Raw genomic sequence first — 21,623 nt, 5'->3', positions numbered from 1 at the left:
GGGTGAGATTTTCAAAAACGACGCAAGTTATCACATAATAGGCGAGAGGTAGTGCTGCCAATGTTAAGAAATTGTTAACAGCGAAGGTTTAATACCGGATATACCCTTGATAATTATATCAAGACCTGTTAAAATTAAAATATAGAGCTGTTGCTGTACCCAAAAATCTATAAACAGCGTTTGGCATAATCATACCTTAATCTTCTATCTTTGCAGCATGGCGACACAAGAGAAAACCCCTGTAGAAAACGCACAGTTAAAAGATATCATCTCGCACGCAAAGGAGTATGGCTTCGTATTCCCGTCAAGTGAGATATATGATGGCCTGCAAGCCGTGTACGACTACGGCCAGATGGGCGTAGAGCTGAAGAACAACCTCAAGAACCTGTGGTGGAAGTCCATGACGCAGCTGCACCAGAACGTGGTAGGTATAGACGCCTCCATTTTCATGCACCCGCTCACCTGGAAAGCCTCCGGTCACATCGACAGCTTCAACGACCCGATGATTGACAACAAGGATTCGAAGAAGCGCTACCGTGCCGACGTGCTGATTGAAGAGAAGGCAGCCCAATACGAAGCCGATGGACATTACGACAAAGCCAGCGAGCTTTTGGTAGAAATGGGTAAGCTGTTAGGCGCTGAGGAACTGGACGCGGTACGTGAGCTGATCATCCGTGAAAATATCAAATGCCCGATCTCCGGTACTACCAACTGGACCGAGGTGCGTCAGTTTAACCTGATGTTCTCGACGCAGGTTGGTTCCGTGGCAGAGGACTCCAGCACCATTTACCTGCGCCCCGAAACGGCACAAGGTATATTCGTGAACTTCCTGAACGTGCAGAAGACCGGCCGCATGAAGGTGCCATTTGGTATCGCGCAAATCGGTAAGGCTTTCCGTAACGAGATTGTGGCCCGTCAGTTCATCTTCCGCATGCGCGAGTTTGAGCAGATGGAAATGCAGTTTTTCGTGCGCCCTGGCACCGAGATGGAGTGGTACAACACCTGGAAAGAGAACCGTAAGAAATGGCACGAGGCCATCGGTATACCTGCCGACAGCCTGCGCTACCACGACCACGAAAAGCTGGCCCACTACGCCAACGCCGCAGTGGACATCGAGTTTAAATTCCCGTTCGGTTTCAAAGAAGTGGAAGGTATACACTCCCGCACCGACTTTGACCTGACCCAGCACCAGGAGCTGAGCCGCAAGAAACTGCAGTACTTCGACAACGACCTGAACGAAGACGGCAAACCGTATGGCAACTACATTCCTTATGTGGTAGAGACATCCGTTGGAGCCGACCGCCTGTTCCTGATGACATTCTGCAGCGCCTATACCGAAGAAGAAATCACTGAAGGTGACCAGACCAAGACACGTACCTTCCTGAAATTCCACCCGGCTCTGTCACCGGTGAAGGCCGCTATTCTGCCGTTGACGAAGAAAGACGGCTTGCCAGAGAAAGCAACCGAGATCTTCAACGCACTGCGCTACGACTTCAACACGATCTATGAAGAGCGTGACTCCATCGGCAAGCGCTATACCCGCCAGGATTTGATTGGTACGCCGTTCTGTATCGCTGTAGACCACCAGACGCTCGAAGACAATACCGTGACCGTACGCGACCGCGACTCCCGTGAGCAGGTGCGCATGCCTATCAGCGAACTGCACAGCTACATCGACAAAGCGGTTAACTTCAAGAGCATATTTGAGAAGTTGGCCTAAAGTATAGGTATCGCTTTTATAGGGAAACAGCCTTCGGCACTCAGCCGTGGGCTGTTTTTTTTTATAAACACCAAGTATAGGCTATGATGAGTAGATTAGCTGGAGCAGCTGATAAGTATACCTTAAAAGAACGCTGAAAATGTCCTGAAACAAAGTAGAGTGCTTTTGTTATGTTAAGCTATCCTTCGCTTTATGTGTAAAATTACTGATAATTGAGAGTATGACAATGGTGTATTATATTGATATACAGGATTTTATGATTATTTAAATACCTTGTAATCCACAGTTATACCTGTAGCACTCACCTTAAAGCAACTTGAGGTGATTATTGATGGTATAGCTGTGTTCTTACACATCAGACATACAGACAGGCAGGTATAAGGAAGCCTAAGATACTGCTACATTTTTCAGATACCTTTTCAACTGGTCTCCGGACAGACTAAAGAAGCTTTTAGCAATAGAATATTACAGGGCCAATCGTGTATAACTGTTTCATAAAGTGCTTTTGGGTCACACAAACGCATTTTACGAGTCATTATTCCACAGCCTTTATCTGGTTAAAGAGCGAAATAGAGCTCTGATTTACTAGGTATAGGTATAGCAAAAGATGATAGAAAAGTCCTGCAAGCTTTCAAGTGGAAAGCAGCAAAAAATTAAAAATACTTACCTTTGTATTACAGCTGGAATATCCGGGGTAAAAAGGCACTCTATCTGAGCCAAAAAGAGGGAAAACAATTGATTTTAGTAAACAGCCTGAACCCCAAAGAGGAACAAGTTGATTACTTAGCCCCCCTATCTGAGAAAGATGCTCTGAAGAGGAGTAGGCGACTAAATGGGCATCCAGACAGGTGGTAAGGCAGTCTGAATTGCATTGTGCCCAAACCTAACTAACTTGCCAAATAGCAACACAGGCATTTAGGTTATACCTGAACCAGCTGATTTGAATTTTGACGAAGAATTATCGGAAGATTAAGTGCTGAACATGGCAAAATATAACGAATACAAAAACCTCAACTACGCGCAAGTAGGCGAGGAGGTGCTGGCCTTCTGGAAAGAGCATAACATCTTCCAAAAGTCAGTCTCGACAAGAGAAGGGCACAAGCCTTTCGTGTTTTATGAAGGACCTCCTTCAGCGAACGGTACTCCGGGCATTCACCACGTGATGGCCCGCGCCGTGAAAGACATTTTCTGCCGCTACAAGACCCTGAAAGGATTCCAGGTAAACCGCAAAGGCGGCTGGGATACGCACGGTCTGCCCGTAGAGCTGCAGGTAGAAAAAGAACTGGGTATCACGAAAGAGGATATCGGCAAAAAGATCACGGTAGAGGAATACAACCAGCGCTGCCGCGAAACCGTGATGCGTTTCAAAGGCCAATGGGACGACCTGACAGAGCAGATGGGCTACTGGGTGGACCTGGACAATCCATATATCACGTTTGAGAACGAATACATTGAGTCGGTATGGGCCTTGTTGAAGCGCCTTTACGATAAAGGCCTGCTTTACAAAGGCTATACCATCCAGCCTTACTCGCCAGGTGCGGGCACGGGTCTGAGTTCGCACGAGCTCAACCAACCAGGTTGCTACAAAATGGTGAAGGACACGACCATTGTGGCGCAGTTCGAGGTGAAGAAAATCACCCGGAACATGTTCCTGTTCGAGTACGAGGAGGAGAAAGTGTTCTTCGTGGCCTGGACGACCACCCCTTGGACGCTTCCTGCCAATACGGCACTTGCTGTGGGCAAGAACATCAGGTATGTGAAGGTGAAAACCTACAACCCCTATACCTACGAGCCGATCTCGGTGATACTGGCCAAAGACCTGGTGAGCCGCTATTTCAACCCGAAAGCTGCTGATCTGGCTCTGACCGACTACAGTTCCGGCGATAAGCTGATTCCTTACAAAATAGTAGAGGAATTTACAGGCGCGGACCTGGCAGGGGTAGAGTACCACCAACTGATGCCATACGTGCAGCCGGACAAGCCTGCGTTCCGTGTGGTAGTAGGCGACTTCGTGACCACCGAGGATGGTACGGGTATCGTGCACATCTCGCCAACCTTCGGTGCGGACGACTTTAGAGTTGCCGCCCAGAACGACATCCCGGCGCTGCTGGTGATGGACGAGAATGGGAAGCCTGCACCTATCGTGGACAAACAAGGTCGTTTTGTACAGGAGATCACTGACTTTGCCGGCATGTACGTGAAAAACTACGACGGCCAGGACGAGTCAGCCGCTGACTACAAGCCAACGGACGTACTGATCGCCATCAAACTCAAAGAAGAGGGAAAAGCCTTTAAAGTAGAGAAATACGAGCACACTTACCCGCATTGCTGGCGCACGGACAAGCCAGTACTTTACTATCCGCTGGACAGCTGGTTTATCAGAACGACGGCTGTGAAGGACCGACTGATCGAGCTGAACAAGACCATCAACTGGAAACCGGAGTCTACAGGCTCGGGCCGATTCGGTAACTGGCTCGAGAACCTGGTGGACTGGAACCTGTCGCGCTCCCGCTACTGGGGTACGCCGCTGCCGATCTGGCGGACAGAAGATGGCGAGGAGGAGATTTGCATCGGCTCGATCGCACAGCTGAGCGAGGAGATGGATCGCGCGGTAGAGAAAGGCTACATGGAGGCTTCCGTAGAGATCAACGACCTGCACCGTCCGTATGTGGACAACATCGTGCTGGTGAGCCCTTCCGGAAAGCCAATGTACAGAGAGACAGACCTGATCGACGTTTGGTTTGACTCGGGCGCCATGCCTTATGCACAGTGGCACTACCCGATCGAAAACAAGGAAATATTTGAACAGAACTTCCCGGCCGACTACATTGCCGAGGGCGTTGACCAGACACGAGGCTGGTTCTTTACGCTGCACGCGCTGGCCGTAATGCTGGAAGACAGCGTGGCTTACAAGAACGTCATCGCCAACGGTCTGGTACTCGACAAGAACGGCAACAAGATGAGCAAGCGCCTCGGCAATGCCATCGACCCGTTCGAGATGATCGGCAAGTATGGTCCGGATGCTGTACGCTGGTACATGATTGCCAACGCGCCGCCTTGGGATAACCTGAAGTTCAACCCGGAGGGTGTGGTAGAGACACAGCGCCGTTTCTTCGGAACGCTGCAGAACACCTACTCTTTCTTCGCGCTATACGCCAACCTGGATAACTTTACGTTTGCCGAGGACGAAGTGCCACTAGAGCGCAGAACCGAAAGTGACCGCTGGATTATCTCTAAGCTGAACACGCTGGTTGCCGACGTAGACAATTATTTAGAAGACTACGACCCAACCCGTGCCGCCCGTGCCATACAGGATTTCGTGGTGGACGATTTAAGCAACTGGTACGTGCGCCTCAACCGAAAGCGTTTCTGGAAAGGCGAGTACAACGAAGACAAGATGGCCGCCTACCAGACCCTCTATACCTGTCTGGAGACGATCGCCAAACTGGCTTCGCCTATCGCTCCATTCTACGCCGAGCAACTCTACCGCGACCTGAACAACGTGAGCGGCAAACACAAGGAAGAATCAGTGCATTTGGCTTACTATCCGGAAGTAGAGCACGCTGCCATCGACAAGGACCTGGAAGAGCGTATGGCGTTGGCCCAGACCATCTCGTCGCTGGTACACTCGCTGCGCAAGAAGCACTTCATCAAGGTGCGTCAGCCGTTGCAGCGTATCCTTATACCTGTGCTGAATGACAAGACCCGTCAGCAAATTCAGGCAGTAGAAGACCTGATCATGAGCGAGGTGAACATCAAGCATGTGGAGTACATCGACGATACGTCGGGTATTCTCGTGAAGAAGATCAAGCCTAACTTCAAGAAGCTGGGTCAGGTTTTTGGTCCGAAGATGAAACTGGTGGCAGCCGCTGTGCAACAAATGAACCAGGATGACATCGCGCACCTGGAGCGTGAAGGAGGTATAGAGTTGCAGATAAACGATGAGGAAACCGCCGTGCTGACGCCGGAGGATGTGGAAATCTCTTCGGAGGACATCCCGGGCTGGTTAGTAGCCAGCGAAGGCAAGCTGACTGTGGCGCTCGACGTGACCATCACCGAAGAGCTGAAACAGGAAGGCATCGCCCGCGAGCTGGTGAACCGTATCCAGAACCTGCGCAAAGACAGCAACCTGGAGGTGCAGGATAAGATCCATATCGTGCTGCAGGCATCAGTGCCGGAGGTAAACGCCGCTGTGGAAAACTTCCGCGACTACATACAGTCTGAGACCCAAGCCCTACGCTTGGAACTGACTGACAATGTGGTAGATGGTACACTCCTTGAAGTGGATGATTATCAGGTGAATATCCGCATACGCACCGAAGCGGTTTAGCATAAATAATAAGCCCGAGCTGTATAAAACGGCCGGGGCTATACCTTATACCTTTATCCTGTAGCGGCTGATTAAAGTCCCTGCAGCCTAATAGACGAAACATGAAATATTGGAAGTACTACTTGGTGGCCCTTATCGTCATCATTATCGACCAGGCTGTGAAGCTTATCGTGCATTACAACATGGAAATGGGCATGCCGGGCGAAATCGTGCTCCTGGGCGACTGGCTGAAGCTGCATTATACCCTGAACCCAGGTATGGCCTTTGGTGTGGAACTCGGCTCTGATTACGGCAAACTGATGTTGTCGCTATTCCGGTTGGTAGCGGTGTTTGGTATAGCCTATTATATCTACTACCTGGTCAAAACGAAAGCTCCCAAAGGCCTGATCTGGTGCATTGGTCTGATTCTGGGCGGCGCCATCGGCAACCTGATCGACAGTACGTTCTACGGCGTGTTATTCGACAACCACCCTTATGGCTCATCCACACCATGGTTCCATGGGCAGGTAATCGACATGTTCTACATTGATATTTGGGAAGGTATTGTTCCGCACTGGATCCCTTTGCTGGGTGGCAAACCGATGTCGCTGTGGCCCATCTTCAACGTGGCAGACTCGGCTATCTTCATCGGCGTGCTGATCATCCTCTTCAACCAGAAGCGTTTCTTCGCGCATTACGACGAGCCCGTTAAGGAGCCTGCTGCCGAACAACAGGGTTTGTAAGGTATAGGTATAAGCACATAAAAAAGCGGCTGTTCCATGTGGAATAGCCGCTTTTTTATGCGCTACACTCAAGTTGAAGTTCAGTCAATTTTTCTGCGGACTGCTCGCTACTGTTAAAGAAATTCCGCTTATATTTCATGCCGTTTTCTGGTTCCTGTACCTTACAATCCAAACCCGATGAAATTGAATAAGCTTTTAGCTGCTGTTGTCCTATCAGTAGGTTTGTCTGCCTGCGGTTGCGAAGACGTGAACCTGGGCAAGCTGGAGTTCACAAACGAATTAGTATCCTTTCTGCCTGCTCAGCCAACACAAGGGAAAAGCTATTATATCGCGGAAGAAGGCGTTAACCGGAAAATGAAATACATAAACGCAGCGGGTGTTACCAGTGTCGAGATACCGGTCAGAAGGACAAACTACAGCGGCAAGTTTGACCCGAATTCCTGCAAGGAGTTTTTCACGGCGGACCAGCAGGTATACACAAGCCATATTGAAGGCGAGAGCCAGGTCACTATCAGCATCACCCACAGAAAAAACGCGAGCACTGACCGGTTCAACAACATAACAGATAAAGCTCAAGTCGGAGACATGATTGAATTTGCAGTTGGCTATAACAACAAATTTCCGCAGCCAATACAGACTGGCACTTCCAGCAGCAGCAACTTCATCACAACGCGCTCTTTCCTTTTTACTGATGCAACAACCAACACGATTGAAAACTATACCTACACCCAGGAGTTCTTACCGACCGTGACGCTTGGTGGGGTGCAGCACCAAAACGTATACCATCTATACCTTAACCAACCCAACTACTACAGACCGGAGGAACAGTATATTCATGACCGCTATCCTGCTTTGGATTATATACAAGGGATTTATATGAAAGAAGGATTCGGGGTTATACAGGCGTATAGTTCCAAAGGCAAGGAAATAGTGCTAAGCGTGAATTAAAGACAGTCTTTAACTTATCCGAACAGCAGCTCACTATACTTCCGCACAAAACTCTATTCCGATTACAGAACCCCCATTCTTTTTAGCCGCTCTCTCAAATCCTCCGGTGAGGTGAAATGGATCGACTCGATGCCTAGTTGCTCAGCAGCCTTGATGTTGCGCAGGTTATCATCAATGAAAAGTACTTCGCTGGGTTGCAAGCTATACCTGTTCAGCAGGGTATGGTAAAAACTGTGGTTAGGCTTGCGGTCTTTTTCGGTGCCCGACACCACAATGCCATCGAACCAGCCAAGGAAGTCGTAGCGCTCCAAGGCGATCGGGAAAAGCTCGGCTGACCAGTTGGTGAGAGCGTATAGGTTGTGCTCTCCCCGTGATCTCATCTCACGCAAAATCTCTACTGAGTCAGGAATAGGTCCGCCCAGCATTTCTTCCCATCGGCCATAGTAGGCTTTGATGTTCTCTTCATGCTCAGGGTGTCTAGCGATGAGGTAGTTATTGGCTTCCTGAATCGTGCGGCCGCCATCCTGCTCTTCGTTCCACTCAAACGTGCAGACGTTCTCCAGGAAATGATGCATCTCAGCCTCGTCATCGAATATTTTGCGATAAAGGTGGTGCGGGTTCCAGTCAATCAGCACGGCGCCGAGGTCCCAGATGATCGTGCTTTTAGCATTTTTTTCGGTAGAGGTGCTGTTACCAGCGAAGTTATTCTCAGAAGAGTTTTTCATATGTTTTAAGCTCAATCTTAAATGTACTGCGAAAAACGAAAACAAGAAAGGCTTCTCAATCATTCAAAAAACCTTATTTTTACCAGAAGCACATACCCCATCACCCTTGTCTATACCTACGCCCATACTGCAGGTCACGGATCTCCAAACCACTTTCGCCACACGCCAGGGTATAGTCCGCGCGGTGGACAAGGTTTCTTTTGAGGTACATCCCGGCGAAGCAGTGGCCATTGTAGGTGAATCGGGGTCGGGGAAGACAGTGACGGCACTCTCGCTGATGCAGTTGCTCGATGCCAACGCAAAGGTCGGCGGGAAGGCTGTGTTTCAGTCGGAGCGGCTGGGAGCAGTAGATCTCCTGCAACTAAAGGAAAAACAACTGCAGCAGATCCGGGGCAACGAAATGGGCATGATCTTTCAGGACCCGATGTCGTCGCTCAACCCGGTCTATACCTGTGGACAACAGGTAGCAGAGGTGCTGTTGTGGCATCGCAAAATATCCAAAAAAGAGGCCAAAGAACACGTATTACGCCTTTTTGAGCAAGCCAAGCTACCCAGGCCGGAGCAAATTTATAACAGTTATCCACACCAGATTTCAGGCGGACAGAAGCAACGGGTGATGATCGCCATGGCTATGGCCTGTGAGCCTGCGATCCTGCTTGCCGACGAACCGACTACTGCCTTGGATGTAACGGTGCAGGCCCGCATGCTCTCGCTGATTGACGAGCTTCGGGTAAGGCAGAACATGGCGGTTCTGTTCATCAGTCACGACCTGGGAGTGGTGGCCGAGATAGCTGACCGCGTGCTGGTGATGTATAAGGGCAATATCGTAGAGCAAGGGAACGTGCTCGACATCTTCACCAATCCGCAACACCCCTATACCAAGGGCTTGCTGGCCTGCCGCCCTACGCTCAGCACCAAGTCACAGATCAGGCTGCCGGTTGTGGCAGAATTTATGGAGGAAGACGAGCAAGGTATAATCCGCGAGAAAAAGTCTCATGTATACGAACCCTCTTTGGTGGATGTGGTGAATGCCTACGTAGGTACAGTCTCAGGTATAAAGCAACAGCGCGACAACAGCCAGAAGCCACCTCTGCTAGTGGTGCAGGACTTGCAGGTATACTTCCCCATCAAAAAAGGAATTTTCTCCCGCACCACCGGTCATGTGAAAGCGGTGGACGGGGTGAGCTTTGCGTTAAAGCACGGCGAAACCATAGCGTTGGTAGGCGAGTCAGGAAGCGGCAAGACGACCTTGGGGCGGGCTATATTAAGACTGCTGGAGCCAACCGCAGGGAGCGTACTATTCGAAGGTATAGACATTGCCGGCATGGATGCTGAAAACCTGCGTAAAGCCCGCCGGCATTTCCAGATGATCTTCCAGGATCCCTATACCTCGCTTAACTACATGCAAACCGTAGGCGAGGCCATTCTGGAACCCATGCGTGTGCATAAACTTTACGGAAACGACAAAGAACGCCGCGCCAAAATGCTGGAACTACTTGATAAGGTTGGGCTTACGCCGGAGCATGCGAAGCGTTATCCACAGGCTTTTTCAGGGGGGCAACGGCAGCGCATCGCCATTGCCCGGGCCCTGGCGCTGCAGCCGAAGCTGTTGATATGTGATGAGTCGGTGTCGGCGCTGGACGTGTCGGTGCAGGCGCAGGTGCTCAATCTGCTCAACGAACTCAAGCGCGATTTCAATATGACGTACCTCTTCATCACCCACGACCTGGCCGTGGCCCGGCACATGGCCGACCGTATTCTGGTGATGCACGAAGGGCGCCTGGTGGAAGAAGGTATACCAACGCAACTTTTCCGGAACCCACAGCACGCCTATACCCGCTCGCTGTTGCAGGCTATACCTGCCGGTGATTCTGAAGCCATTGCAGTGGCGCAGGAGAAGCGGGTGGCCCTGAAATCAGGTATAGCGCAGTATCAGGATTAATATACCCGCCGTATAGCCCATATATAGACTTTTCTCTATAAATTCACCTGAAATTGAGTTGGCTTTAACCTTAGTCTGCCTTGCGGGCGTATAGAGTCAAAACCAATTCAACCAATAAGTACATGGCCTGAGGTGCGGCATACCTGCACCGGCCATTAGAAACAAGATACATGAGAAGTAAAAGACCAAGCAAAGGCGGCAGAGACAAAGACAGCCGCAACGAAAAAGGCGGCTCCCGCAGAGGCGAGTCTTCCAGAAGAGAACCATCCGCAGGTGGCGGCTCCCGCAGAGGCGATGGCCAAAGAGGCGGCAGAGACCGTTCAGCCAAAGGCATCGTGCTGGAGATGTTCTCCAATAGCCCTGACACCGTATTCACGCAGCGCCAGATGACCCGCAAGCTGGGTATAGTCGACAAGAAAGGCCGCGATGAGCTGATGGTGATCGTCAATACACTGTTGCGCGAGAACAAGCTGCTGCTGATCGACGGCGACAAATACCAGCTTAACCTGCGCGTCAACATCATCACGGGCCGCGTGGACCTGGCCAACAGCAAGTATGCCTACATCGTGTCTGAGGATACAGAAGACGATGTGCGCGTGTTCCGCGAGCACCTGAAGTACGCCATGGACGGCGACTTGGTGAAAGTGAAAGTGCTGCCCACGATGCAGGGCGGCCGTTCAGAAGGCATGGTGGTCGAGGTACTGGAGCGCTCCCGCACCGAACTGGTCGGCCTGATGGAACTCACCAAAAACTTTGGCTTCGTGGTGCCCGACTTCAAGCGACTCTACTTCGACGTGTTTGTGGGCGAGCGTAACCTGAATGGGGCACAATCAGGCGACAAGGTGCTGGTGAAAATCATCGAATGGCCCAAAGAGCCCGGCAAGAACCCGACGGGCGAAGTGATTCGCGTATTCGGGCCGGCCGGTGAGAACGAGGCCGAGATTCACTCCATTATGGCCGAGTTTGGCCTGCCGTTTGAGTTTCCGGAGACTGTGGAAGAAGAGGCCGAGCAGAGATCCGACAAGATACCGGCCGGAGAGCTTGCCAAGCGCCGCGACATGCGCGACGTGACCACTTTCACGATTGACCCGGCCGACGCCAAGGACTTTGACGATGCCCTTTCGATCCAGAAACTAGAGAATGGTAACTGGGAGATTGGCGTGCACATTGCCGACGTGACGCATTACGTACACCCGCGCAGCCTGCTTGAGAAGGAAGCTTTCCACAGAGCCACTTCGGTATACCTGGTGGACAGAACTATCCCGATGCTGCCGGAGCGCCTATCAAACGGCCTCTGCTCCCTGCGTCCGAACGAAGAAAAGCTGACCTTCTCGGTGGTGTTTGAGATTGACGACAACGGCAAGCTCTACGACACCTGGTACGGTCGTACGATAACGTATTCCGACCGCCGCTTTTCCTACGAAGAAGCGCAGGAGCGCATTGAGACAGGTGAGGGCGACTTTGTGGAGGAAATCAATACCCTGAATAACATTGCCAAAAAACTACAGGCCAAACGCTTCAAAAACGGGGCTATCAGCTTTGAGACGACCGAAGTGAAATTTAGGCTCGATGAGAAGGGCAAGCCGCTTTCTGTTTATGTGAAGGAGCGCAAGGACGCCCACAAGCTGATTGAGGAATTCATGCTGCTGGCAAACAAAAAGGTGGCTGAGTTTGTCTACGGCTTAGGCAAAGGCAAAAAGCGCCCGACCATGGTATACCGTACCCACGGCTCCCCGGACCCCGACAAGTTGAGCACGTTCTCGATCTTCGCCGGCAAGTTTGGCTACAAAGTGGACCCGGATGGCGATATTTCGGAAGAACTGAACAACCTGACGCACGAGATCGAGGGCAAGCCCGAGCAAAGCGTGCTGCAGAACCTGGCGATCCGTACGATGGCCAAAGCCAAGTATAGCACCGAGCCGGAAGGTCACTTCGGTCTGGCATTCGACCACTACTCGCACTTTACCTCACCCATCCGTCGCTACCCCGACATGATGGCCCACCGCCTGTTGCAGCACTACCTGGACGGTGGCACTTCGGAGGACAAAGAGGCTTTTGAGGAGCGCTGCCGCCATTCTTCCGAAATGGAGAAACGCGCCGCCGACGCCGAGCGTGCCTCCATTAAGTACAAGCAGGTGGAGTTCATGAAGGACACCATCGGCAATCAGTACAAAGGAATTGTGTCTGGTGTGACAGAATGGGGTATCTTTGTGGAGATTGAAGAGAACAAGTGCGAAGGCATGGTGCGCCTCTCGAGTCTGAACGACGACTACTACGAGCTGGATTCCAACAACTACCGCATCATTGGTCGTCAGTCGAAGCGCATTATCTCTTTTGGAGATGAAGTGCTGGTCGAGATCGTGGGCGCCAACATGGCCGAGCGCACCATCGACATGGAACTGGTAGAAACACTTAAAAGACATTAAAACAACCTGTGGATATTACGCAGCTTTCAACCCAGCTTAACCAAACGCTCAATACCCTCCGCTTTGGAGAACAGCCGGCGGAATTGTACGAGCCCATCCGCTACATCATGTCGCTGGGCGGAAAGCGGATAAGGCCCTTACTGGTGCTGCTGGCTGCAAAAATGTATGCTGATGATGTGGAAAACGCACTATTGCCCGCTGCGGCAGTAGAGGTTTTCCACAACTTCACGCTCATGCACGACGACATCATGGACAAGGCCCCATTGCGCCGCGGACAGCAAACCGTGCACGAAAAGTGGAACGCCAACACCGCTATTCTAAGCGGTGACGTGATGCTGGTACGTGCTTATGAAATGATGTTAGGTATAGCCCCCGACAAACTGGGCAAAGTGCTGCAGCTTTTCAGCAAAACAGCTGCTGAGGTATGCGAAGGCCAGCAACTCGACATGAACTTCGAGCGCCGCGAGCAGGTGAGCATCGAAGAGTATATCCACATGATCACGCTCAAAACGGCCGTGCTCCTGGGCTTCAGTCTGGAGCTGGGTGCCATCCTGCAGGGAGCGCCTGACAGCGACGCCGAGCACCTGAAAGGGTTCGGCGACAACGTAGGTATAGCCTTTCAGCTGCGCGATGACTTGCTCGACGTGTACGGCGATAAGGCTAAGTTCGGCAAACAAGTAGGTGGCGATATTCTCTCGGACAAAAAGACCTTTCTAATGCTGACGGCACTGGAGCAAGCCAACCAGGAACAACTGCAAACCATACTCGACTGGCGCGACAACACTGATACAGGTATAGCCGAAGAAAAAGTACAGGCCATTACCGCCGTTTACGATCAGCTCAACATCCGAAAGCAGACCGAACAGCAAATCGATTTCTACTTCCAGCAAGCCCTGTATCATTTAGAGGCTGTGCAGGTGCCTGTCGAGCGCAAAGCAACCATTCATGGGCTGGCACTGCAGCTCATGGAAAGGGATAGTTAGAATTGTTAAATTGTTGGTTCGCAGGTGTCGAGTTCGCAGGTATAGCGGTGTATACCTGAAGGTATGGGAGGTTATCTTTGCAGGTATAGCAGAAGCCTTTGTAGCTCTAAAAAGATGTCTGAAGGTATAGCGGAGGCATTCAGATTACTTTAGCTTATACCTGAAAGCCAAATCAATTAAACAGCATCCGATAAAAAGTCAGTGCCAGCAAACATCAAGTAGTTGAGAATGCGATGAATCACTCATGCACTCAATCACTCATTCAAAAATTAAACACCCACTCATTCGCTAACTCAGTCAATCACTCAATAGAAAAAAATGAGCGTTACCGTCATCCTGATCATCATTACAGTGGGCATTTCGTTGTATGCCTGGAAAAACCACGAACTCATGCAGAACTGGATTTTTCACCCGTACTCCATAGCGCGTGACAACTCCTGGCATCGCTTCCTGACTTCGGGTTTCCTGCACGCTGATTATACCCACCTGTTCTTCAACATGTTCACGCTGTACTTCTTCGGCACTGCAGTGGAAAGAACATTCGGGGCTATTTTCGGGGATACAACAGGTATACTCATTTACATGCTGATTTATCTGGGCGGTATTATCGTGTCAGATATTCCTACATACCTGAAGCACCGCAATGAACCGGCTTATCGTGCCCTGGGCGCTTCAGGAGGAGTGGCTTCGGTGGTTTTCTCGAGCATCCTGTTTTACCCTACGCAGGACATTTGTTTGTACGCCATCCTGTGTATACCTGGCTTCATCCTGGGCATCCTATACCTGATGTACTCCTATTTTCAGGGCAAGCGCATGGGCGATAACATCAACCACGATGCGCACTTATATGGAGCGGTATATGGCATGGTCATCAGTCTGGCGATTGTACCGAGCGCAGGTCCGCTGTTTATCGAGCAGATTGGCAGCTGGCGTTTGTTCGGCTAGGTATAATTGTACTCTTCTGACCTGATTCTCCAAAAATAAAATCAGGCTGAGAGTCGATGAATTCCGTATAAATGCATAAGAACAGCATTTGTACCGATGAAATCGAAACTTTATTATATATACCTTGGAATAGTACTTTTTTTAGCCTTCTTTCTGGCCGACAAAGAGGCCGCAGCGCAGAATACTGACCTGCAGCGCACTACCATCATGCAGTACGTCATCAACGAACGCCCCGTGCTGGCCGAACTTCTGACCACGGCAGGTATGGCGCCTGCGCTTTCTGGCAGCACGGCCTATACCTTACTGATGCCGCCCGATGCAAGCTTGCAAGAGTTGAAAGGCCAACCAGTAGAGAAAATACGCGCGGTTATGGCGATGCACCTGGTCAAAGGCGCTCTTTCCGCCACTGACTTTAAAGAGGGGAATCGCTTGCAGACCTATGGCAGTGCCTCACTCAACGTATGCCGCAAGAAAGACAGCATACTCCTGAACGGTGTGCAATTGCAAGCCACCGACATTACCTTGCGAAATGGTAAAGCGCACGAATTGGGAGGGGTGTTGCAACCTTAGAAACAGAGAACAGCTGGCCCAAATCCACGATTTCACTACTTTACCTCTTATCAGCCTATTCATACTTGAATAGGTATCATGCATTTGCTGCCCGGTTGCGTATCCTATACCTAAGCCCCTATGGACAGCAAAACCCTAAACACCGACCCTTCTATACCACCCCAACAAAATGTTGTCCGCAACGCTTGTTACGAAATCGGCTACGACGGAATCCGGAACAGATTATACTTCAGCATACTGGGCTTTTGGAAAAACACGGACAGCGTACCTGACTTTCTGAAAGACTGGGACAAGGCGCTGCAACTGGTTTCGCCGGGGTTCACGCTTCTCATCGATATGCGCACCATGATTACCCATCCGCAACAGCTCAACGACCTGCACGAAGAGTCGCAGCGCAAAATGAAAGTAGCCGGATTAAGCAGAATTGCCAATGTGATGCCGCTTGACAGAATAGCCAGTCTGCAGGTAGCAGACAGTATCAAGAAGATAGAGTTGCCTTCCCAGCATTTTGAAACCTGCGAAGCGGCTCAAAATTGGCTGGACAAAACAATGGCGTAACGCCTGGCTAGCCGCAGCTTTCTTATCCTGAATACCTTTATTTTCCTGTTTGCTAATTCCCATCTTTTGTAACTGTTTGGCCACAAACGCAGTTAGAGTTACCAATTATTTCGCCCCTTTACTGCGGCAACGCTATACCCTCTGACCGACGACATACGAAGTCGGTTCCATACCTAAACATCGAGCATGACATACGAGATTGGCGTGGTTCTATCTGTGATAGCGGTGGCTGTGGTGCTTTTCGTCAGCGAGAAGCTCTCCATCGACACGACGGCCATACTTGTCATGACCCTCTTCATGATGCTCGGCATCCTCACGCCCTCCGAAGGCCTGGCCGGTTTCAGCAATCCGGCCACCATCACGGTCGCCTGCATGTTCATCATCAGCTCAGCCATTTTCAAGTCGGGGTCCCTAAGCAATGTGGGGGTGCTGCTCACCCGGATAGGGCGTAAAAACAACCTGCTCTGTTTGCTGGCGGTTATGCTGGTGGCTGGCCTACTGTCCGCTTTCGTCAACGACACCGCAGTGGTGGCCCTTCTCATGCCGATGGTGATACAGGTAGCCTGCGACACCCGAATTAGCCCTGCCAAGCTACTGATGCCGCTCTCCTTCGGAGCGCTGCTGGGTGGAGTTTGTACCCTGATTGGCACCTCAACCAACATACTGGTAAGCGGCATTGCCGAGGCGCAGGGCGAACCACCCATCGGCATGTTCGAACTCACGTCGGCAGGAGTTTTTTTTATGATAACCGGGGTGCTCTACATGGTGTTCGCCGGCCGCTTTCTGCTGCCTGACCGAAAGGTGGCCGAGGACCTGACCGAGGACTTTAATATGGGCGATTACCTGACCGAGATCGTGCTGTTGCCCAACTCCCCCTCAGTAGGTATGCCGCTCAGAAGCTCCCGCCTGGTGCAAAACCTCGACATAGACGTGCTGCAGGTGACCCGCGACAAGTATAAACTCAACGCCACGCCCTATACCATGCTGCGGGCAGGCGATGTACTGAAAGTGCGCTGCGATGTAGAGAAACTCAAGAAAATGAAGGAGGAGAAGGGCATCAAACTGAAGTCGGAGCGGAAACTCAAGGATGAGGACCTGAACAGCGCCACCACCAAGCTCTTCGAGGCCATCGTAACGCCCAACTCCTACATGGTGGGTAAGTCCTTAAAAGAGCTCGACTTCAGGGCCTACAACCACGGGGCCACCGTGGTTGCCATCCGCCACCGCGACGAGATTCTCCACGAAAAGCTCACCCATACCCGCCTCTCGGCCGGCGACGTGCTCCTGATCTCAGCTGACAAAAACCAGGCGCTGGACCTGCGCAGCAACGAGGACATTCTGCTCATCTCTGAAACAGAGCGCAGCCACTACGACTATAGTAAAATTATACCTGTACTGATAATAGGGGCCGGCGTGGTGATTACGGCGGCTACAGGACTGGCACACATCGTACTCAGCTCTTTGGTGGGTGTGCTGCTGCTGGTGCTCACCAAGTCCATCCGCCTCGACGAACTCTACAAATCCATTGAGTGGAAAGTGATCTTTATGCTGGCGGGTGTGCTCTCGATGGGTACGGCGCTCGAAAAATCAGGTGCGGCGAGCCTGCTCTCAGGCGTTTTAGTGGAGTCGATAGGCAGCTACGGGCCACATGCGCTTTTATCGGCTTTCTTTTTCATCACCTTCATGACCACCAACTTCATGTCCAACAACGCCACGGCGGCCCTGCTGGCGCCCATTGCCATTGTGGCAGCTAAGGAGATGGGCGTGAGCGTGCGGCCTTTTCTGGTAGCAGTGACCTATGCGGCCTCGCTCAGCTTTATGACGCCCATGGGCTATCAGACGAATACCATGATTTACGGTCCGGGCAATTACAGATTTGTGGACTACCTGCGCGTGGGCACGCCGCTCAACTTACTATTGTGGCTGGTGGCCTCGTTTATCATCCCTTTCTTCTTCCCGTTCTAAACTGTTCCACGTGGGACAGCCTGGGCCCTGCTGTTCAATGAACGAAGGTATAGGGTAGGGTATAATTGGTTCAAAATCAATGCTTTTAAGCAAAAGAACTTACCAACTCAGTCTTAGGATTGCCGTAAAATCAGAATGTTGTTTTGAGACCGTTGCAGATACAGGCAACTGACACTCTTACATGCAGACGGCAAGCACCAGCCCACTATTCCGGCACGTAAAAAGAAGTCTATACCTTAGCTATACCAACCATGACAATCGCTATAATAGGAGCAGGGCTGAGCGGTACGCTAACGGCTATCCATCTGCTCAGGAATGCTGCGTCGGGCACTACAATTTATCTGATCGAGCCTGACAGGTATAGAATGAACCGCGGTGTCGCCTACTCAAGTCAGTTGCCGTTTCAGCCGCTCAATGTGCCCGCTTCTGCCATGAGCCTTTTTGCAGATGAACCCCTCGATTTTTTTAACTGGCTAACGGAGCACGCTTATCTCTACAAAAGGCAAATTTCGCTGCCGGTTCGGGCAACCGACTTCATCTCGCGCACTGTTTTCGGCGATTACCTGAAAGCGCGCTTGCAGGAGGCGGAGGCTGGTGCGGCTCAGGGCGTTTCGTTTGTGCGGGTGTATGAAGAGGCACTGTCCGTATCGAGGCAGGGCCGTGGTTTTGTTGTCAGTTGCAGTAACCAGTGCACGTTAAGCACCAACAAAGTAGTGCTGGCCGTTGGCAACTTCCCGCCGGCGCCGTTGCGTATACCTAACAAAAGCTTCTACAAAAGCCAACGCTATGTCGCCTCGCCCTGGTCGGCCAAAGAGCTGAGTGGTCTGCAACAGCAGGACCCGCTCTTACTGATTGGTTCCAGCCTGACGATGGTGGACTTGGTGGGCAGTTTGCAAGCACAAGGCCACAGAGGCAAGGTATACGTAGTATCGCGCCACGGGCTGCTGCCGCAACCTTTTGATGTCAGCACACGGCCATACCCCAACCTGGCAATTCCGGAAGTGGCGTATTCATCTGCTTTGAGTCTATTCCGATTCGTTCGGGAAGAGATAAAGCGAGCCGAAGCGGAGGGCTATACCTGGCGAAGTGTACTGGATGCGCTGCGCGATGATATACCTGTCCTTTGGCAAACTTTGCCTTTGAAAGAGAAAAAAGCTTTTCTGCGCCATATCCGGCCATACTGGGAAGTGCACCGCCACCGGATGCCTGCCTCCTCAGCCGGCCTGCTGCAGGAACTACAGGAAAAAGGGCAATTGGAGGTAATAGCCACCGCTGTCGTAGATATGCACGAGACGGAGAATGGAGCGCGCGTTACCATCAGGAGGAGGCATCACAAGGCAACAGAAGAAATTGAGGTAAGCAGGGTCATCAACTGCACAGGCCCGCAGTGCGACTACACCCAGGTAAAAGCACCCTTAGTTCAGCAGTTGCTGGCAGACGGCATGGCGCAACCTGATGTGCTATACCTTGGGCTTAAAACGACACCAAGCGGCAAGCTAATCGATGCAGAAGGCAAACCCGTGCGCGGCCTGTTCACGCTTGGGCCTCCCAGGAAGGGGATGCTGTACGAATCGACTGCGCTGCGTGAGATAAGGCAGCAGGCAAAAGCGCTCGCCTACAGATTGATTCGCGAGGGTAAGGCCACGTTGGAAATCGCCGAAAAAAGCTGATTTGATAATAACCGACCATGGGAGAAGACCTGTTCCTGATCTTGCTGGCAGTACTGAGTCTGGCCTGTGTACTACTGGTTTGGCATTTTATGGCGGAAGATGAAGATTCCACAAAGTAAGGAATGCGTACACTCGATTCTCGTATCTCCAATCTGGTGAGTTTACAAATATCCTTTCGCCTGCAATGCAAATAGCTCGGCATACTTGCCGTTCTGCGCTAGTAGCTCTTCATGCGAGCCGAGTTCTTTCAGTTGCCCCTGCTCCAGGAACAAAATGCGGTCAGCCATGCGCACCGTGGAAAAGCGGTGGGAGATAAGCACAGCGGTTTTACCGGCAATGAGCTCCGAGAACCGCAGGAATACCTCATGCTCGGCACGGGCATCAAGTGCCGAGGTGGGCTCGTCGAGGATGAGCAGCTGCGCGTCGCGCATGTATGCCCGGGCCAGCGCCACCTTCTGCCATTCTCCACCCGACAGTTCCACGCCCTTGTTAAAACGCTTGCCGAGCACCTGTTCATAGCCATCCGGCAGGCGCTGGATCACCGGGTCTGCCAGGCTTTTCTGTGCGGAGCCCTGTATGCGGTCGCGGTCAGCGATGTTGCTGATCTGCCCGATGGCGATGTTGTCGGAAGCCGTCATCTGGAAGCGCACATAATCCTGAAAGATGATGCCGACCTGGTAGCGCAGATCGTTGAGGTCGTACTCGCGCAGGTCGATGCCATCGAGCAGGATGCGGCCTTCAGTGGGTTCGTACAAACGGGCCAGCAGCTTGACCAGTGTGGTTTTGCCAGCCCCGTTCTCGCCCACCAAAGCCAGTTTTTCGCCGGCCTGCAAATGGAAGGCGAGGTGCCGCACCGCCCATTTTTCGCTGTTGTGGTACTTAAAGCCGACATTCTCAAAAGTAAAGCCTTCCCGGATCAGCCGGGGTATAGGCAGGGGATTGGCAGGCGGCGTGATTTGCGGCTTCAGCTCCAGGAAGTCAAAGAGGTCCTGCAGGTATAGCGCACTCTCTGCGATCTGCGAAAAGCGCGTCATGATGCCTTGCAGCAAACCGCGCATGTTGCTGAACGAGCCCGCCAGGAAAGTGAGCGTACCCACTGTAATGGAGCCCGTCACCGTCTGCGCCAGTATATAAATGTAGGCGCCGTAATAAGCTACTGTTCCCAAAGAGGAGAGGGCGCTTCCCCAAAGGGCCCGTCGCACGATCAAGCTTTTGTTCAGGTTATAATAGCGGTCGGAGAGCTCCTTGAAGCGATTGGCCAGAAAGCCCGACAGGTTAAAGGTTTTGATTTCCTTGGCTGTTTCGTCGGAGGCGCCGATGTAGCGCAGGTAGTCGAGTTCGCGGCGCTCGGGCGTCCAGGAGCGGGAGAGGGAGTAGGTGCGCTCGTTGAAGTGCGTCTCGCCCAGAAATGAAGGTATAACCGCCACCAGCAAGATCAGGATAAGCCACGGATTGAAAGCAATCAGGCCCACCGCCAGAAAAGCGATCGTGACCATGTCCTGCAGCTGCGAGAGCACCTGCGACATCAGCACCACCCGCGTAATCGTCTGCCGCCGGGCCCGCTCCAGTTTGTCGTAAAAAGTGGCATCCTCGAACTGCGCCAGGTCCAGCCGGGCAGCGTGTTCGATGAGTTGCACCGAGGTATTGTTGGAGAACAGGTCGCCCAGCAGACTGTCCAGCAGCGTGATGCCGCGGTTGAAGATATCGGAGAGGATGGCCAGGCCTAGTTCTGCCGCCACCAATATCCAAAGGAAACTCAGGTCACGCTCCCCCGTCACGGCAATCAGCCCGATCACCTCGTCGATGATCAGCTTGCCCACATAGAGCATAGCCAAAGGTATAGACGACTTGACGAGGCGAAGCAGCACGTTGCCGATGGTCATACCGGGGCTTGTGTTCCAGATCAGACGGAAGAATTTGGGCAGGTTTTTCAGGGCGCCCACCTGTTCGCGGAAGCTCTTCTTATCGTCTGCCTGATTCGCCCCACGGGCCCCTTTGCTTGGTCTGTTCATCGTCAATTTATACCTGAAACCTATACCTATACCGAAATAACGGGCTTATGTTTTAACACGGAGCCTGAATCTTAACAAAAGCTGTAGGATATTTATTGCGGCGATAC

At 51.8% G+C, this 21,623-nt stretch carries 14 protein-coding genes; 12 read left to right on the top strand and 2 right to left on the bottom strand.

Going from position 1 to position 21,623, the window contains the following annotated elements; all coding sequences use genetic code 11:
• Positions 1–217: 217 nt before the first annotated feature.
• From AC4QZR_RS17410 to AC4QZR_RS17395, 4 genes are all read left to right on the top strand, one after another.
• Positions 218–1,720 (top strand): glycine--tRNA ligase, encoded by a 1,503-nt coding sequence (locus tag AC4QZR_RS17410; protein WP_253401476.1) that lies wholly within the window; start codon positions 218–220, stop codon positions 1,718–1,720.
• 982 nt (positions 1,721–2,702) lie between these two features.
• Complete coding sequence (ileS, locus tag AC4QZR_RS17405; RefSeq protein ID WP_494482065.1) at positions 2,703–6,050, top strand: isoleucine--tRNA ligase; 3,348 nt, start codon at positions 2,703–2,705, stop codon at positions 6,048–6,050.
• Between the two features lie 101 nt (positions 6,051–6,151).
• Positions 6,152–6,772: a lipoprotein signal peptidase gene (locus AC4QZR_RS17400; RefSeq protein WP_494482064.1), complete on the top strand. Its 621-nt coding sequence runs from the start codon at positions 6,152–6,154 to the stop codon at positions 6,770–6,772.
• Between the two features lie 177 nt (positions 6,773–6,949).
• Positions 6,950–7,720, top strand: coding sequence for a hypothetical protein (locus AC4QZR_RS17395; RefSeq protein ID WP_494482063.1), 771 nt, complete (start codon positions 6,950–6,952; stop codon positions 7,718–7,720).
• 62 nt (positions 7,721–7,782) lie between these two features.
• Here the strand turns inward: AC4QZR_RS17395 and AC4QZR_RS17390 are convergent, their stop codons facing one another.
• Positions 7,783–8,445, bottom strand: coding sequence for an HAD family hydrolase (locus tag AC4QZR_RS17390; protein WP_494482062.1), 663 nt, complete (start codon positions 8,443–8,445; stop codon positions 7,783–7,785).
• 106 nt (positions 8,446–8,551) lie between these two features.
• On the opposite strand from AC4QZR_RS17390, the gene AC4QZR_RS17385 reads away from it, so the two are divergent.
• From AC4QZR_RS17385 to AC4QZR_RS17350, 8 genes are all read left to right on the top strand, one after another.
• Complete coding sequence (locus AC4QZR_RS17385) at positions 8,552–10,387, top strand: ABC transporter ATP-binding protein (protein WP_494482061.1); 1,836 nt, start codon at positions 8,552–8,554, stop codon at positions 10,385–10,387.
• 170 nt (positions 10,388–10,557) lie between these two features.
• On the top strand, positions 10,558–12,813 hold the full coding sequence (gene rnr / locus AC4QZR_RS17380) for a ribonuclease R (protein WP_494482060.1): 2,256 nt from the start codon (positions 10,558–10,560) through the stop codon (positions 12,811–12,813).
• Between the two features lie 8 nt (positions 12,814–12,821).
• On the top strand, positions 12,822–13,796 hold the full coding sequence (locus tag AC4QZR_RS17375; RefSeq protein ID WP_494482059.1) for a polyprenyl synthetase family protein: 975 nt from the start codon (positions 12,822–12,824) through the stop codon (positions 13,794–13,796).
• A 318-nt stretch (positions 13,797–14,114) separates the two neighbouring features.
• Positions 14,115–14,741 carry a rhomboid family intramembrane serine protease gene (locus tag AC4QZR_RS17370; RefSeq protein ID WP_494482058.1) on the top strand — a complete coding sequence of 209 codons (627 nt, stop codon included), beginning with the start codon at positions 14,115–14,117 and terminating at the stop codon, positions 14,739–14,741.
• A gap of 96 nt (positions 14,742–14,837) precedes the next feature.
• On the top strand, positions 14,838–15,311 hold the full coding sequence (locus AC4QZR_RS17365) for a fasciclin domain-containing protein (protein ID WP_494482057.1): 474 nt from the start codon (positions 14,838–14,840) through the stop codon (positions 15,309–15,311).
• Between the two features lie 120 nt (positions 15,312–15,431).
• On the top strand, positions 15,432–15,869 hold the full coding sequence (locus AC4QZR_RS17360; RefSeq protein ID WP_494482056.1) for a hypothetical protein: 438 nt from the start codon (positions 15,432–15,434) through the stop codon (positions 15,867–15,869).
• A gap of 186 nt (positions 15,870–16,055) precedes the next feature.
• A complete protein-coding gene (locus AC4QZR_RS17355) occupies positions 16,056–17,834 on the top strand; it encodes an SLC13 family permease (protein ID WP_494482055.1) in 1,779 nt (592 codons plus the stop codon).
• 251 nt (positions 17,835–18,085) lie between these two features.
• A complete protein-coding gene (locus AC4QZR_RS17350; protein ID WP_494482054.1) occupies positions 18,086–19,504 on the top strand; it encodes an FAD/NAD(P)-binding protein in 1,419 nt (472 codons plus the stop codon).
• 161 nt (positions 19,505–19,665) lie between these two features.
• Here AC4QZR_RS17350 and AC4QZR_RS17345 read toward each other — a convergent pair whose 3' ends face one another.
• Positions 19,666–21,516, bottom strand: a complete 1,851-nt coding sequence (locus AC4QZR_RS17345; protein WP_494482053.1) for an ABC transporter ATP-binding protein — start codon at positions 21,514–21,516, stop codon at positions 19,666–19,668.
• Between the last annotated feature and the right edge of the window lie 107 nt (positions 21,517–21,623).

The organism is Pontibacter sp. YIM B11418 (genome assembly GCF_059278805.1).
The sequence above is the reverse complement of the archived record's forward strand: the minus strand, read 5'-3'. Positions and strand labels throughout refer to the sequence as shown.

What these genes read in the sequence shown, in the direction of transcription:
- AC4QZR_RS17410 (WP_253401476.1), top strand. Translation starts at nt 218, where the DNA reads ATGGCGACACAAGAGAAAACCCCTGTAGAAAACGCACAGTTAAAAGAT.
- ileS (WP_494482065.1), top strand. Translation starts at nt 2,703, where the DNA reads ATGGCAAAATATAACGAATACAAAAACCTCAACTACGCGCAAGTAGGC.
- AC4QZR_RS17400 (WP_494482064.1), top strand. Translation starts at nt 6,152, where the DNA reads ATGAAATATTGGAAGTACTACTTGGTGGCCCTTATCGTCATCATTATC.
- AC4QZR_RS17395 (WP_494482063.1), top strand. Translation starts at nt 6,950, where the DNA reads ATGAAATTGAATAAGCTTTTAGCTGCTGTTGTCCTATCAGTAGGTTTG.
- AC4QZR_RS17390 (WP_494482062.1), bottom strand. Translation starts at nt 8,445, where the DNA reads ATGAAAAACTCTTCTGAGAATAACTTCGCTGGTAACAGCACCTCTACC.
- rnr (WP_494482060.1), top strand. Translation starts at nt 10,558, where the DNA reads ATGAGAAGTAAAAGACCAAGCAAAGGCGGCAGAGACAAAGACAGCCGC.
- AC4QZR_RS17370 (WP_494482058.1), top strand. Translation starts at nt 14,115, where the DNA reads ATGAGCGTTACCGTCATCCTGATCATCATTACAGTGGGCATTTCGTTG.
- AC4QZR_RS17365 (WP_494482057.1), top strand. Translation starts at nt 14,838, where the DNA reads ATGAAATCGAAACTTTATTATATATACCTTGGAATAGTACTTTTTTTA.
- AC4QZR_RS17360 (WP_494482056.1), top strand. Translation starts at nt 15,432, where the DNA reads ATGGACAGCAAAACCCTAAACACCGACCCTTCTATACCACCCCAACAA.
- AC4QZR_RS17355 (WP_494482055.1), top strand. Translation starts at nt 16,056, where the DNA reads ATGACATACGAGATTGGCGTGGTTCTATCTGTGATAGCGGTGGCTGTG.
- AC4QZR_RS17350 (WP_494482054.1), top strand. Translation starts at nt 18,086, where the DNA reads ATGACAATCGCTATAATAGGAGCAGGGCTGAGCGGTACGCTAACGGCT.
- AC4QZR_RS17345 (WP_494482053.1), bottom strand. Translation starts at nt 21,516, where the DNA reads ATGAACAGACCAAGCAAAGGGGCCCGTGGGGCGAATCAGGCAGACGAT.